This is a genomic window from Enterobacter genomosp. S, assembly GCF_001631805.1.
GTDB classification, from domain to species: Bacteria; Pseudomonadota; Gammaproteobacteria; order Enterobacterales; family Enterobacteriaceae; genus Enterobacter; species Enterobacter quasihormaechei.
In genome coordinates this window covers 306,652-321,357 of the sequence record NZ_LVVA01000020.1, presented here as the reverse complement: position 1 = coordinate 321,357, position 14,706 = coordinate 306,652, and the positions used below count along the sequence as shown (strand labels likewise).

The following is a 14,706-nucleotide window of genomic DNA, read 5'->3' as shown; positions in this document are numbered from 1 at the left end:
CGTTTGACAAGCAAAACTGATAAAGCATATGACTTTTACAAGTTAATTTAATGTTAATGAGTTGTTCTTTTATGGCGCTATATCATGTTTTTACCGCTTCGCTTGCGCGATTTATCGGTCGCGAAGGCGAATTTAAGGTAAATATCTCTGTCAGTGACCCCGATCGCTTATTTTTCACAGATAAAGTCAGAAATAGTGTTTTCTGGCGGTAGATCGCGGGCGCTATTTTCAGTAGGTTATAGAAAGTTTGTTACTGTTTTATTTTCCGGGGTGAATCATTCTCCGCCGCTATCACGCTGGCGAAAATTGATACAAACCGCGGGCAATTATCGACAAACCATCATCAAAAACCGATGGAAGGGAAAACTATGCGTATTGGGGTACCAAAAGAACGGTTAGCCAATGAAACCCGCGTAGCGGCAACACCGAAAACGGTGGAGCAACTGCTTAAACTGGGTTTTACCGTCGCGATTGAAAGCGGCGCGGGCAAACTGGCGAGTTTCGATGACGAGGCCTTTATTCAGGCTGGCGCGGACGTCGTGGACGGTGCTGAAGTCTGGCAATCACCCATTATTCTGAAGGTCAATGCACCGGAAGAGAGTGAAATTGAACTGCTGAACGCGGGCACTACGCTAATGAGCTTTGTCTGGCCAGCCCAAAACCCGGAGCTGATGGAGAAGCTGGCGGCACGCGGCGTCACCGTGATGGCAATGGACTCCGTGCCGCGTATTTCGCGCGCTCAGTCTCTGGATGCGCTGAGCTCTATGGCGAACATTGCCGGCTATCGCGCCATTGTCGAAGCTGCTCATGAATTTGGTCGCTTCTTTACCGGTCAAATTACGGCGGCAGGTAAAGTACCACCCGCAAAAGTGATGGTGATTGGTGCCGGTGTGGCAGGCCTTGCCGCTATCGGGGCGGCAAACAGCCTGGGCGCTATCGTCCGCGCGTTTGACACCCGACCGGAAGTGAAGGAGCAGGTGCAGAGTATGGGCGCCGAGTTCCTTGAGCTGGACTTCAAGGAAGAAGCGGGCAGCGGTGATGGTTACGCGAAGGTAATGTCTGAAGCCTTTATCAAAGCGGAAATGGCGCTTTTTGCAGCGCAGGCGAAGGAGGTTGACATTATTGTCACCACCGCGCTTATTCCGGGTAAACCGGCACCGAAGCTGATCACCCGTGAAATGGTAGACTCCATGCAGCCGGGCAGTGTGATTGTCGATCTGGCGGCGCAAAACGGCGGTAACTGTGAGTATACCGTGCCAAATCAGGTGACGACGACCGCGAACGGTGTGAAGGTGATCGGCTATACCGACCTGCCGGGGCGTCTGCCAACGCAGTCCTCTCAACTGTACGGCACGAACCTCGTTAACCTGCTGAAACTGCTTTGCAAAGAGAAAGACGGCAACATCACCGTTGATTTTGATGATGTAGTGGTGCGGGGCGTGACCGTGGTGCGTGAAGGTGAAATCACCTGGCCTGCACCGCCGATTCAGGTTTCTGCTCAACCTCAGGCTGCCCCGAAAGCGGCGCCAGAGCCCGTTGAGCCAGCAACACCTGCGTCACCGTGGCGCAAATACGCCATCATGGCGCTGGTCATTATCCTGTTTGGCTGGCTGGCGGACGTCGCGCCAAAAGAATTCCTTGGCCACTTCACCGTCTTCGCGCTCTCCTGCGTGGTTGGTTACTACGTTGTATGGAACGTCTCCCATGCGCTGCATACGCCGCTGATGTCGGTCACCAATGCCATCTCCGGGATTATCGTAGTTGGGGCATTGCTGCAAATTGGTCACGGCGGCTGGATCAGCTTCCTGAGCTTTATTGCGGTGCTGATCGCCAGTATCAATATTTTCGGTGGTTTCACCGTGACTCAGCGCATGCTGAAAATGTTTCGTAAAGGCTAAGGGGTAGCATATGTCTGGAGGATTAGTCACAGCCGCATACATTGTTGCTGCAATCCTGTTTATTTTCAGTCTGGCGGGACTTTCCAAACACGAAACGTCTCAGCAGGGAAATAACTTTGGTATCGCCGGGATGGCGATTGCGCTGATTGCCACCATCTTCGGGCCGGACACCGGCAATGTGGCGTGGATCCTGGTGGCGATGATCATCGGCGGCGCGATTGGCATTCGACTGGCGAAACGCGTTGAAATGACCGAGATGCCGGAGCTGGTTGCTATTCTGCACAGCTTCGTGGGTCTGGCTGCGGTGCTGGTGGGCTTTAACAGCTACCTTTACCACGAACCGGGCCTGGAGCCGATTCTGGTTAACATCCACCTGACCGAAGTGTTCCTCGGCATCTTCATCGGTGCAGTGACCTTCACCGGGTCGATTGTGGCGTTCGGCAAGCTGCGCGGGAAGATCTCGTCTAAGCCGCTGATGCTGCCTAACCGCCACAAGCTGAACCTGGCGGCGCTGGTCGTTTCCTTTGTACTGCTGGTGATCTTCGTGCGCACCGAAAGCGTAGGCTTGCAGGTGCTGGCGTTACTGGTGATGACCATTATCGCGCTGGCGTTCGGCTGGCATCTGGTGGCGTCTATCGGTGGGGCAGATATGCCGGTGGTCGTTTCCATGCTGAACTCCTACTCCGGTTGGGCAGCGGCGGCGGCAGGCTTCATGCTGAGCAACGACCTGCTGATTGTCACCGGTGCGCTGGTCGGTTCTTCCGGTGCGATCCTGTCCTACATCATGTGTAAGGCGATGAACCGTTCGTTCATCAGCGTTATCGCGGGTGGCTTCGGCTCTGACGGTTCATCAACCGGTTCTGATGAGGAAGTGGGTGAGCACCGTGAAATCAGCGCAGAAGACACCGCTGAGATGCTGAAAAACTCGCATTCCGTCATCATCACCCCCGGCTACGGCATGGCGGTGGCGCAGGCGCAATATCCGGTGGCGGAAATCACTGAAAAACTGCGCGCGCGCGGTATCAAGGTGCGCTTTGGTATTCACCCGGTGGCGGGGCGTCTGCCAGGCCACATGAACGTGCTGCTGGCGGAAGCGAAGGTGCCTTACGACATCGTGCTGGAAATGGACGAGATCAACGATGATTTCGCCGATACCGACACCGTGCTGGTGATTGGCGCCAACGACACCGTTAACCCGGCGGCGCAGGACGATCCGCGCAGCCCGATTGCGGGCATGCCGGTTCTGGAAGTGTGGAAGGCGCAGAACGTCATTGTCTTCAAACGCTCTATGAATACCGGCTACGCTGGCGTGCAGAACCCGCTGTTCTTTAAAGAGAACACCCACATGCTGTTTGGCGACGCCAAGGCCAGCGTGGATGCGATTCTGAAATCGCTTTAAATTAGCTTCATCCTTACAAACCGCCCCCTGGGGCGGTTTTCTTAATTCTGCGGTCAGCCATTCTCCTCTGTCTATACTTTACCCTTTGTGTAATACGAGGAGGTGTAATGCAATTTCTGTCCCGCTTCGACATCATCGCGCTGATGATGACGCCATCATTCTGGATTGGCGTCGCCACGGTGGTCTTTGTGACGCTGCTGGTATACTGGCTGCTGACGCGCCTGATCGCCTTCGTGAAGAAAGGCATCACCACCTGGGGCGATAAGCATCCCACCACCAACCGGATGCGCTTTATCCTCTCGGATATGCTTAACCGCACCAGCCGCTTCCTGCTTTTTGTCGTGGCCATGTTGTTCAGCCTGCGCTTCGTTGACTTACCGGAACATCTCTTTGGCACCGTGAGCCACGCCTGGTTCCTGGTCTTCGCCATTCAGGTGGCGCTGTGGATGGATCAGGGGGTTGTGTCGTGGCTTCATCACGTCATGCTGGCACCTGGAAGCCATAAAAACCCCGTTACGCTGGTGATCACGGGGCTCATCCTCCGTGCCATTGTCTGGTCAGTGATGCTGCTGTCTATTCTTGCTAACGCGGGCGTCAACATCACTGCTCTGGTTGCCAGCCTTGGGGTAGGGGGGATTGCTATCGCCCTCGCGGTGCAAACGATCCTGAGCGACGTGTTCGCCTCGCTCTCTATCGGTTTTGATAAGCCGTTCGAAATTGGCGATTTTGTGGTGTTTAACGATGTCGCCGGCACGGTCGAGCACATTGGTCTGAAAACCACCCGTATCCGCAGCCTGAGCGGGGAGCAGATTGTCTGCGGGAACGCCATCCTGCTGCAACAGACGCTGCATAACTATAAGCGGATGCAAACGCGCCGAATCGTCTTTACCTTCGGCGTCGCCAGCGACACGGCGCCGGATAAACTGCGTTCTGTGGGTGAGATGGTTAAACAGATCATCACCGACGTCGGGGAAACGAAGTTTGACCGCGCCCATTTCCTGGGCTTCGATCGCGATCGTCTGACCTTCGAGGTGGTCCATATCGTTAATACGGCGGATTACAACAAGTACATGGATATTCAGCAGGAGATCAATATCCGTATTCTGGAAGGGCTGAATAAGCAGGAGATCAAGCTGGCGCTGCCGAGCATGGTTCTTCACGCGCCCTGGATGGACGCCGGCGACGAGGCGCCCGACCAGCGGTTGAGCGAAGCGTAATAAAAAAAGCCCGCCGTTACCGGCGGGCTTTCATTTTGGGTCAATCGTCTTCTTCATCGTCCAGTTCAACCGGCGTCTGATACTGATCCGGCTTGATAACCAGCAGGTCGCAGCGCAGATGGTCGATCACCTGCTCGGCGGTGTTCCCCAGAAACGCGGCAGAAATCCCGGTGCGGCCAATGGTGCCCAGCACCACAATCCCGGCCTGCAAATGCTCTGCCAGGTCCGGAATAACCTCCTCCGGTAATCCTTTTTCTACGTGCGTCATGTTCTCATCAATGCTGAATTTCTGGCGCAATGCTTTCATTGCCAGCAGATGCTGACCGCGAATCGCGTCGTTATACACGCTCGGGTCAAATTCAGGCAACTCGATGGCGATATTGATTGGCGTAACCGGATACGCTCCCACCAGATGGACTTCGGTGTGGTTAACCTGGTCGGCAAGCTGAAGGGTCTCCTTCACCAGCTTCTCGTTCAGCGAATTATGATAATCCTCTTCGCTGGCCAGATTGACCGCCACGACCGCTTTCCCGCCTTCAGGCCACGGCTGATCTTTCACCATCCATACCGGGCAAGGGCATTTGCGCAGCAGGTGCCAGTCGGTCGGCGTGAAAATTACGGATTCCAGTTTGTCGTGCTGGTGCGCCATTTTCAGCAGCAGGTCGTGCCCACCGGCCACCACTTCCTGAATAATGGCTTCGAAAGGGCGGTTGTGCCAGACCACTTTAATATCGATAGGTACGCCCGCTTCCAGGTAATATTTCGCCTGCTCGCGGATCCACGCGGTACGTTGGCTGATCACTCCCTGACGCATAGCGGTACGCTCGTCAGGCGACAGAAGGGTGGTCATCTCGTATGAGAAGTCATAAATCGGCAAAAAGGCTTTAATTTTGCCACCAATCCGTTGATGTAAATACACAGCACGTCGTAATGCTGGCTGATCGTCCTGATTAGGATCGATAGCCACCAGCATGTTTTGATACTTTGCCATACAGGTCTCCTTACAACTGTCACCACAGTCTGTAAGTAAAAGAGTAACCTATATATCTTGAATGAAACAGGGGGGAAGTTTTTGCCAGATCAATAAATGAGGAAAATTTATCGACCTGGCAACAGATAACCGGGCGGGTTATGCCACGTTGCGGGAGTGACCGGCTAGTATCGCCAGCGCTTCACCGTTTTCGATGGTGATGTACTTACCTTTAACCGCCAGCATTCCGCTCTTCTGGAAACGACCCAGCAGACGACTGATGGTTTCCACGGTCAGGCCCAGATAGTTACCAATATCGCCACGCGTCATGGTCAGACGGAACTCGCGCGGAGAGAATCCACGTTCCGCGAAACGGCGGGAGAGGTTGTAGATAAACGCGGCCAAACGCTCTTCCGCATTCTTTTTGGAAAGCAGCAGGATCATATCCTGGTCGCCTTTGATCTCACCGCTCATCAGACGCATCATCTGCTGGCGCAGGTTCGGCATCTTACCAGACAGATCGTCCAGCGTTTCAAACGGGATTTCGCAGACCATAGAGGTTTCCAGCGCCTGAGCAAAGCTCGGGTGATGGCCACTCCCGATGGCGTCAAAGCCGACTAAATCGCCTGCCAGATGGAAGCCGGTGATCTGCTCGTCGCCCTGTTCGGTAATGGTGTAGCTTTTGATGGTGCCAGAACGGATAGCATAGAGCGATTTCAGTTCGTCTCCCGCCTTAAACAGCGTCTGCCCTTTCTGAATAGGCTTTTTGCGCTCGATAATGTTGTCAAGCTGATCGAGTTCATGCTCATTCAGGGTAAACGGGATACAGAGCTGGCTGATGCTGCAATCCTGGCAATGGATAGCACAACCGCCAGACTGAATGCGTCGTATAATTCGCTTTTCCGGGATCATAGGTTTGCTCAAGCCTTAATTGATATTGGTCAATTTTAACATCTTTTTGGTAAGGACGTAAGCCTGGCAATCCTTCAATAAAGGCAAGAGACGGCAGCGTATTGCCATCTCCTTGAAATTCCACAGATTGATTAAGGATTATTAGCCTAAGGGGAAGAAAAATAGGCACAAATAGCCTGGGAATTACAACAAAAAATACCCTTCGTGACGCAGCAGCCACTCTTTGCGCTGAACGCCCCCGGCATAGCCGGTCAGGGTGCCGTTACGTCCAATCACGCGATGGCAAGGCACCACAATACTGACGGGGTTAGAGCCATTTGCCGCACCGACTGCGCGCGCCGCACCGGCACGACCAAGCTGCTCTGCCAGCTGACCGTAGTGCATCACCTGCCCGCAGGGAATATTACGCAGCGCCTGCCACACCTCGCGCTGGAAAGGCGTGCCCGCCGTGGCGGTTGGCAGAGTATTAATAATGCTGAGATCGCCCTCGAAGTAGGCCGCCAGTTTCTCGCTCAGCTTGCCAGGATTGCGGGCGGTGATGCGCTGGTAACCCTCGGCCCGATAATGGATATTGAGCAGCTCAACCATCCGGTCGCTGTGCTCTTCCCACTCCACCGCGCGCAAATTGAACGCTTCATCCGCGATAACCCACAGCGGCCCCAGCGGCGTTGCAATCTTGTCTTCGAGTAATCTCAGCATCAATACTCCTTAATTCAGCCTCGGGTAAACCCCCGGTCCAATCGGCAGGCCGACAAGATACCACGCCACCAGCATCACCAGCCATACCCCTAAAAAGATAAGCGGATAGGGCAGGACCAGCGAATAATAGGTACCCAGCTTAGCCTCCGGTCTGTAGCGTTGCAGGAAGCCTAAAAACAGTGATGAATGAATTAGGACAGGGTGAACTGGATTTCACCATCAACACCTATTATCAGGGACCGTACGATCATGAATTTACGTTTGAAAAACTTTTCGAAAAACCTTTTGCCGTATTTTGTCGGGCGGGTCATCCGGCAACAGGGGTAACCACAATTAATGAGCTGCTGCAATATAACTGGACGATGCCAACGCCCCGGGGAAGTTATTATAAGCAGTTGCAGGATACCTTTATCCACCGTTCTCAAATACCGCGAATTGGTGTGGTCTGCGAGACCTTTTCTTCCTGTATTAGCCTTGTTACACAAAGCGATTTTATCAGTATTTTACCGGAGGAGTTGGGCTGTGATCCGCTCCTGGCGCACCGTCTGGTCATGCTGCCGGTTGTCGAGTCTCTTCCTAAAGCAGCATACTATTTAATTCAGCGACGCGATTCTCGCCAGACGCCGCTCGCCGAATCGTTAATAACGCAGTTCAGAAGGGAAGCTGGAAAATTAAATTAATAATGATAAAAATAATAAAAAAATAGAGTCTGCCCGACATCAAACAGACTCCACAGTACACACAGTCGTGCATCCTTTCGCGGACCCTACATGCATTATCCATTGGGCAGGTTTATTAAGTTATAACAGCTTTTTCTTAAAAGAGAAGAACGCTAAGTGATTTATTTCACGATTTTTTAACGTAAACGTTTAAATTAATGAAGGCTGAAGTTTAAGTTAAGGTTGGATTAACTTTAATAGCCGCTGTCATTACTCCGCTTCCTGGACCCTTATTTGAACCATTGCCGGAGTGATTGAGACCCGCAACGGGCGCAGGTATAGTACTTACTCAGATGTAGCCGGAGGATTTCCATGAACCCTGACGACAAATCACTTTTCCTTGACGCCATGGAGGATGTCCAGCCGCTCAAACGCTGCACGGATATTCACTGGCAGCAGAGCCGCAATACGCGGGTGCGTCAGGAAATGGATACCGAGCAGCTCGATAACTTTCTGACACTGGGGTTTCTTGAACTGCTGCCCCTTGAAGAGCCGCTGATGTTCCAGCGCGAAGGGGTACAGCAGGGAGTATTTGATAAGCTGCGTTCTGGCAAATATTCCCGTCAGGCCAGCTTAACGCTGTTACGCCAGCCAGCCGAGCAATGCCGCCAGCAGGTGTATTCCTTTATTCGCCAGGCCGGACGTGACGGGCTGCGCAACCTGATCATCGTGCACGGTAAAGGGCGTGAGCAGCAATCGCACCCTAACGTAGTGCGCAGCTATCTTGCGCGCTGGCTGACCGAGTTTGACGAAGTCCAGGCCTTTTGCGAAGCGCAGCCGTATCACGGCGGCAGTGGAGCCTGCTATGTCTCGTTGCGTAAGTCTGAGGAAGCGAAGCGAGATAACTGGGAGCGTCACGCCAAGCGTAGCCGCTAATCAGCCAGGCGGGCGATAGACTCGCCCGCCCGTCACTCAGAAGGTTTCCCAGTTTGTGTCGGAGGTATTTGTGCCTGCCGTTGACGGGCGCAGCAGTGCGGGCGCTTTCAGATTTTCAGGACGGGATGCCGGAGAACCCTGATCATTCAGCCTGAACGCCGCCACGGCCTGGCGCAGCTGTTCTGACTGATCTTCCAGCGCGGCGGCTGCCGTTGCCGACTCCTGTACCAGCGCGGCGTTTTGCTGCGTAACGCTGTCCATTTGCGAGACCGCCAGGCTGACCTGTTCAATACCGCGGCTCTGCTCGTCTGACGCAGACGAGATTTCCCCCATAATATCGGTTACGCGCGTCACGGCCGCGACGATCTCCTTCATGGTCGCACCCGCCTCGCTCACCTGTTCAGAGCCGGTGTTCACCCGGCTGACGGAGCTCTCAATAAGCCCATTGATCTCTTTCGCCGCCTGCGCGCTGCGGCTGGCCAGCGTCCGTACTTCACCTGCCACAACCGCAAAGCCGCGACCTTGTTCCCCGGCACGCGCGGCTTCAACCGCGGCGTTAAGCGCCAGAATGTTGGTCTGGAAGGCAATGCTATCGATAACGCCGGTGATATGGGCAATTTGCTGTGAACTGTCGGCGATGTCATTCATGGTACGCACCACGTTATCCACGACCTGACCGCCGCGAGCGGCGGTTTCAGACGCATTCTTCGCCAGCAGCGTCGCCTGACGGGCATTATCCGAATTCTGTTTGACGGTGGCCGTCAGCTCTTCCATGCTGGCGGCGGTCTCTTCCAGCGAGGCGGCCTGCTGCTCGGTGCGGGCGGAAAGGTCATTGCTCCCGGCGGCAATTTCCCCTGCGCCCGTGTAGATCGAATCCGTGCTGCCGCGCACGGCGCTGACGGTGCTCACCAGCGACTGCTGCATCTCGTGCAGGCCGGCGGCCAGCTGGCCCATTTCGTTGCGCCCGGAAATATCGACGTTTTGCGTCAGATCGCCGCTCGCGATGGTGCGAATATGGTTCATGATGGCGTTGAGTGGTCTCAATAGCAGGTGCTGTAAACCCTGCCAGATCACCACCAGCACGATGATAACGGTCAGGAAAATCGCCGCCAGCGTCCACTGCATCTGGGTAAAGCTGCTCTGGTTCTCGTCGGCGGCGGCTTTCAGCAGAACGTTGTTTTCGGCGCGCCAGCGGGTATAGACCGCCTCCATCTCATCCTGCGCCTGCTGGGCGTCCAGGTCTCCATAGGCCTGATAGTTATCGGCGCGTAGATATGCAATGGATAAGCGCATCACCTCGTGCATGTGCTGCCAGGCCTTCTGCATCTCTTCGGTAAGGGCGGGATCCTGACCGTCAACCTGCGGTGTCTCCTGCCAGTTTTTATAATAGCTTTCGGCTTTGGTCAGCGAACCGTTCGCGGTACCCAGCAGCGTGTTGATCGCCGCGAGAGAGGCCGGGTCTCGCTGGTTTTTCAGGTAGCGGATCGCCACGCGGGTGACGGTGACGCGCGTTTTAACCAGCGTGTTAACGCTGTCGCTCAGGCTCTCCTGTTGGGCATTGAGCAACCCGGAGTTCTGAAAGTTATGACGATCGTTGTTAACGGCAGAGTAGAACAACCCTCCCGTGACAACTTGCAGCAGACAGAATATGGTGAGGGCAAAGAGAATACCGGTAATCACGTGCAGATTTTTCAGCATAGCGGTCGTCCGTAAGAGAAGAGGCAGGGTTACATCAATACTATCGTCGTAGCGAATTTAAACTTTAATTTTACTATTGCTTAACTAATGGTTTCGTTGCGGAACCTGTTGTAAATCCGGATCATTTTTATGAGGAAGGTCAGCATGAGCAGCATTGATAAAAGCGGCACGTTCACGCTCGGAACGCGTACGGTTAAACGGTTTGGTTATGGTGCAATGCAGCTTGCCGGACCGGGGGTTTTTGGTCCGCCAAAAGACAAAAATGCCGCGCTGGCGGTGCTGCGTGAAGCGGTGGCGGCGGGCGTGAATCACATCGATACCAGCGATTTTTACGGCCCCCATGTCACCAACCAGCTTATCTGCGAGGCGCTTCATCCATACCGGGACGACCTCACGATTGTGACCAAGATCGGTGCCCGACGCGGTGAAGATGCCTCCTGGCTACCGGCGTTTTCCGCGCAGGAGCTGACGCAGGCGGTGCATGACAACCTGCGTAACCTGAAGCGGGATGTGCTGGACGTGGTTAACCTGCGGATCATGTTTAGCGCCCACGGGCCGGCGGAGGGATCGATTGCCGAGCCGCTGAGCACCCTCGCGGAGCTGCAACAGCAGGGGCTGGTTCGCCATATAGGGCTCAGCAACGTCACTGCTTCACAGGTTGCTGAGGCGCAGAAGATGGTTTCCGTGGTGTGCGTGCAGAACATGTACAACGTGGTGAATCGTGGTGACGATGCGCTGGTCGATTCGCTGGCGGAGCAGGGGATTGCCTGGGTGCCGTTCTTCCCGCTGGGGGGCTTCACGCCTCTGCAATCTTCCGGGCTACAGGCGGTGGCGGATTCACTGGGTGCGACGCCGATGCAGGTGGCGCTGGCATGGCTGCTGCAACGCTCGCCAAATATCCTCCTGATCCCGGGAACCTCTTCGGTGGCACATCTGCATCAAAACCTGGGGGCAGCCGATCTGGTGTTACCGCCTGAGGCGCTGGAGACGTTAAATTCGCTGGTGAAGTAATCCCGACGGCAACGGAAGCCCGGAGGATCTTTCGGGCTTTTGTTGTTTACGATCCAATCTGACTTTGTTCACGGTGAAGCGCTAACGCTTCCGCCACGATTTCCTGCTTACTTTTCCGTGTTTCATACGCAGTGATGCGGATGTACTCCATCAGCGCGGGATCGATGCGGGCGCTTAACATCCTGAGATCGGCCTCCTTTGCTAAACCGCGAGCGACACGCTTATCGGGATAATCACGGGCTGGCATAGAAAACGTCCTCCAAAATTGTCTTGCTAATTTGTGCTGTAAAATATGCGTTAGTCTCAATATAAAGTCAACGAATAGTGATGACTCAGTGATTATGATTTTGTATTGTTATGTCATTAAGTCTTAATGAAGTGTTGATGTAGTGTCTGCGTTATCCACGCTTTGAATCCGTATTTATGCAGAAAATATCATTTACAGTTCTGTTAATGACTGAATGTTTAACACACTCATGAATAATTTCTGCCTGAAACTTAATTCAGGTTAATCACTCTGCTTATTAATGGGTATTGCATAATTAAATCTATTGTCTGAAGGCTCAACTGTAAAAATCTGACGTTATAAGAACGGTCTTGCCGGGAAATCCTGATATTCATCCTTTAAGTGATGTCTGGGTGGTCAAATATTCCAGCGGTGGTGGTAGGGTTAGCGATATTCACTTATTTTACGTTGCTAAATCCATACAATTGCGCTGGTTTTCTTTTCTTACCACGTAATTGCTTTTGTCTACGTTCTCTTTTTAATTTATGCTTCGCATACGAACAATTAGCGTTGTGCAGGGTTTTAGCATCGTGGCAGTTAATAAGACCCTGCTTTATATAAAGAAATCAGGAGATTCATTTTTATGTCAGACAATAATCCCCGCCCGTTCGGCTGGTTAGGCCTGTGGTGCCTGCTGGTGGGTGTGGTACTTCTTGTGACAGGGCTGTTCTTTGCCATCGGCGGTTTTAAACTGGTTACCCTGGGGGGGAGCTGGTACTTTCTCATTGCCGGGATTGTCACGCTGCTCTCTGCAATCCAGTTCTTCCGCCGCAAGTCTTCCGCCGTGGGGCTGTTTGCCCTGGTGTTTCTTGGCACCCTGATTTGGGCATTTTATGATGCCGGACTCGACTTCTGGCCGCTGGTTTCCCGTTTGATGGTACCCGCCGGGCTGATGGTGCTGGCAGCAGCCAGCTGGCCTGCACTGCGCAAGCGTGAAGGAAAATCGTCCTCCACGAAAGGGGCGATGGGGGTCTGTGCAGTCCTTATTTTCGGCATGGGCGTCACGTTTGTTCAGATGTTTCAACCCCATCCGACCGTGCCGTTTAGCGGCGACAAGCGCCCGCTGGTGCCGGTAAAAGACGAGGCGAAACAGCAGAACTGGGATCACTACGGTAATACGGCTGGTGGCAGTCGCTTTGTGGCGCTGGACCAGATAACCCGTGACAACGTGAAAGATCTGAAACCGGTCTGGACCTACCATACCGGTGATATTCCGCTAAGCCCGGATGGCAATGGCGCAGAAGATCAGCAAACGCCGCTACAGGTAGGCGATCGTGTCTTCCTGTGTACGCCGCATAACAACGTGATCGCCGTGGATGCCGACAGCGGTAAAGAGATCTGGAAAGCGGAAATCAACGCCAAGTCTGCCATCTGGATGCGCTGCCGTGGTCTGGCGTACTTCGATGCCACCAAACCGCTGGTGCAGCCAACGGTAGCCGGCTCCACGCCGGTTCTGCCTGCGCAGGTCGCACCGGGCGCAGCATGCCAGCGTCGTATTCTGATGAATACCATTGACGGTAAGCTGATCGCGTTAGACGCCGATAACGGCAAATTCTGTCCGGACTTCGGCACTAACGGCAGCGTTAACCTGCATGAAGGGATGGGCGATGTGTCAGATCCCACCTACGTGTTGACGTCGGCTCCAACCCTGGCGGGCACCACGGTCGTGGTAGGCGGGCGCGTCGCGGATAACGTAAGCACCGATATGCCGGGCGGCGTGCTGCGCGGCTATGACGTGATCACCGGCCAGCTGCGCTGGGCGTTCGATCCGCGTAATCCGGATCCGAACTACGTTCTGAAGCCGGGCGAACACTACAAACGTAGCTCCGCAAACTCCTGGGCCCCTATGTCCTGGGATGCGTCGATGAATACCGTGTTTATCCCGATGGGAAGTTCCTCTGTTGACCTGTGGGGCGCAGACCGTATTCCGGAAGACCACAAGTACGCCACCTCAATCCTGGCGCTGGATGCGACAACCGGGAAAGAGAAGTGGGTATACCAGACCGTGCATAACGACCTCTGGGATTTCGACATTCCGATGCAGCCGAGCCTGGTTGATTTCCCAACCAAAGAAGGCAACAAGCCAGCGGTCGTGGTGGGCACCAAGGCGGGGCAGATTTACGTTCTCGATCGCCTGACCGGTAAACCGCTCACCGAAGTGAAAGAGGTTCCGGTAAAACCAGCGGATATTCCGCGTGAGCAGTATCCCGCAACGCAGCCACGTTCCGTGGGCATGCCGCAGATTGGCGCGGAGACCCTGAAAGAGTCTGATATGTGGGGAGCGACGCCGTTTGACCAGCTGGCCTGTCGTATCAGCTTCAAGTCGATGCGTTACGACGGTCTGTACACGATGCCGGGCACCGATATTTCCCTGAGTTTCCCGGGCTCGCTGGGAGGAATGAACTGGGGTAGTCTGTCCACGGATCCGAACAACCAGTACATTTTCGTCAACGACATGCGTCTGGGTCTGTGGGTTCAGCTGATTAAGCAAGATCCGCAAAGCGCGGTGGCAAACACCGGCGGTGAAGCCGTGAACGCCGGAATGGGCGCCGTTCCTATGAAAGGGACGCCATACTCGGTCAACAAAAACCGCTTCATGTCACCGCTGGGCATTCCGTGCCAGAAACCCCCGTTTGGCACCCTGTCCGCCATTGACCTGAAAACGCAGAAAATCGTCTGGCAGGTGCCGGTCGGTACCGTTCAGGATACCGGTCCGTTTGGGGTAAAAATGCGCATGCCAATGCCTGTCGGTATGCCGACGCTGGGCGGTACGCTCGCCACTCAGGGCGGTCTGGTCTTTATTGCCGGAACCCAGGATTACTACCTGCGTGCCTTTGATTCCTCTACGGGGGAAGAAGTGTGGAAAGCGCGTCTCCCGGTGGGTAGCCAGGGCGGTCCTATTAGCTATGTATCACCGAAAACCGGCAAACAGTACATTCTGATTTCTGCCGGCGGTGCACGCCAGTCGCCGGATCGTGGTGACTACGTGATTGCCTACGCGCTGGATAAGTAACAGCGAAA

At 54.4% G+C, this 14,706-nt stretch carries 11 protein-coding genes and 2 pseudogenes; 7 read left to right on the top strand and 6 right to left on the bottom strand.

All coding sequences use genetic code 11. The features are described from left to right. The first annotated feature begins 368 nt into the window (after window positions 1-368). From pntA to A3466_RS16625, 3 genes are all read left to right on the top strand, one after another. Complete coding sequence (pntA, locus tag A3466_RS16635) at window positions 369-1,898, top strand: Re/Si-specific NAD(P)(+) transhydrogenase subunit alpha (protein WP_063451507.1); 1,530 nt, start codon at window positions 369-371, stop codon at window positions 1,896-1,898. Window positions 1,899-1,908: 10 nt separating this feature from the next. Then, the gene (gene pntB, locus A3466_RS16630) at window positions 1,909-3,297 is read left to right on the top strand and encodes a Re/Si-specific NAD(P)(+) transhydrogenase subunit beta (RefSeq protein WP_063451506.1); all 1,389 of its coding nucleotides are present in this window, start codon (window positions 1,909-1,911) and stop codon (window positions 3,295-3,297) included. Window positions 3,298-3,404: 107 nt separating this feature from the next. Next, a complete protein-coding gene (locus tag A3466_RS16625) occupies window positions 3,405-4,514 on the top strand; it encodes a mechanosensitive ion channel family protein (RefSeq protein WP_063451505.1) in 1,110 nt (369 codons plus the stop codon). Window positions 4,515-4,554: 40 nt separating this feature from the next. Here A3466_RS16625 and uspE read toward each other — a convergent pair whose 3' ends face one another. The 4 genes and pseudogenes from uspE to A3466_RS22515 form a co-directional block, all read right to left on the bottom strand. Then, complete coding sequence (gene uspE / locus A3466_RS16620; RefSeq protein ID WP_003857535.1) at window positions 4,555-5,505, bottom strand: universal stress protein UspE; 951 nt, start codon at window positions 5,503-5,505, stop codon at window positions 4,555-4,557. Window positions 5,506-5,643: 138 nt separating this feature from the next. Continuing rightward, window positions 5,644-6,396: a fumarate/nitrate reduction transcriptional regulator Fnr gene (fnr, locus tag A3466_RS16615; RefSeq protein ID WP_000611906.1), complete on the bottom strand. Its 753-nt coding sequence runs from the start codon at window positions 6,394-6,396 to the stop codon at window positions 5,644-5,646. A 183-nt stretch (window positions 6,397-6,579) separates the two neighbouring features. Beyond that, window positions 6,580-7,095, bottom strand: coding sequence for a methylated-DNA--[protein]-cysteine S-methyltransferase (gene ogt / locus A3466_RS16610; protein ID WP_063451504.1), 516 nt, complete (start codon window positions 7,093-7,095; stop codon window positions 6,580-6,582). 9 nt (window positions 7,096-7,104) lie between these two features. Continuing rightward, a pseudogene (locus A3466_RS22515) lies at window positions 7,105-7,278 on the bottom strand (AbgT family transporter); the annotation flags it as partial. Here A3466_RS22515 and A3466_RS16605 point away from each other — a divergent pair. Next, a pseudogene (locus A3466_RS16605) lies at window positions 7,275-7,775 on the top strand (LysR substrate-binding domain-containing protein); the annotation flags it as partial. The pseudogenes A3466_RS22515 and A3466_RS16605 overlap by 4 nt on opposite strands. 351 nt (window positions 7,776-8,126) lie before the next feature. Then, window positions 8,127-8,690, top strand: a complete 564-nt coding sequence (gene smrA, locus A3466_RS16600) for a DNA endonuclease SmrA (RefSeq protein WP_063451503.1) — start codon at window positions 8,127-8,129, stop codon at window positions 8,688-8,690. A 36-nt stretch (window positions 8,691-8,726) separates the two neighbouring features. Here smrA and tcp read toward each other — a convergent pair whose 3' ends face one another. Next, window positions 8,727-10,388: a methyl-accepting chemotaxis citrate transducer gene (gene tcp / locus A3466_RS16595; protein WP_063451502.1), complete on the bottom strand. Its 1,662-nt coding sequence runs from the start codon at window positions 10,386-10,388 to the stop codon at window positions 8,727-8,729. A gap of 144 nt (window positions 10,389-10,532) precedes the next feature. On the opposite strand from tcp, the gene A3466_RS16590 reads away from it, so the two are divergent. Continuing rightward, window positions 10,533-11,399, top strand: coding sequence for an aldo/keto reductase family oxidoreductase (locus A3466_RS16590; protein WP_063451501.1), 867 nt, complete (start codon window positions 10,533-10,535; stop codon window positions 11,397-11,399). Between the two features lie 46 nt (window positions 11,400-11,445). Here the strand turns inward: A3466_RS16590 and A3466_RS16585 are convergent, their stop codons facing one another. After that, entirely contained in the window at window positions 11,446-11,646 is a 201-nt protein-coding gene (locus A3466_RS16585) for a hypothetical protein (RefSeq protein WP_063451500.1), read from the bottom strand. 622 nt (window positions 11,647-12,268) lie between these two features. Here A3466_RS16585 and A3466_RS16580 point away from each other — a divergent pair. After that, window positions 12,269-14,698 (top strand): glucose/quinate/shikimate family membrane-bound PQQ-dependent dehydrogenase, encoded by a 2,430-nt coding sequence (locus tag A3466_RS16580; protein ID WP_063451499.1) that lies wholly within the window; start codon window positions 12,269-12,271, stop codon window positions 14,696-14,698. Window positions 14,699-14,706: the final 8 nt, after the last annotated feature.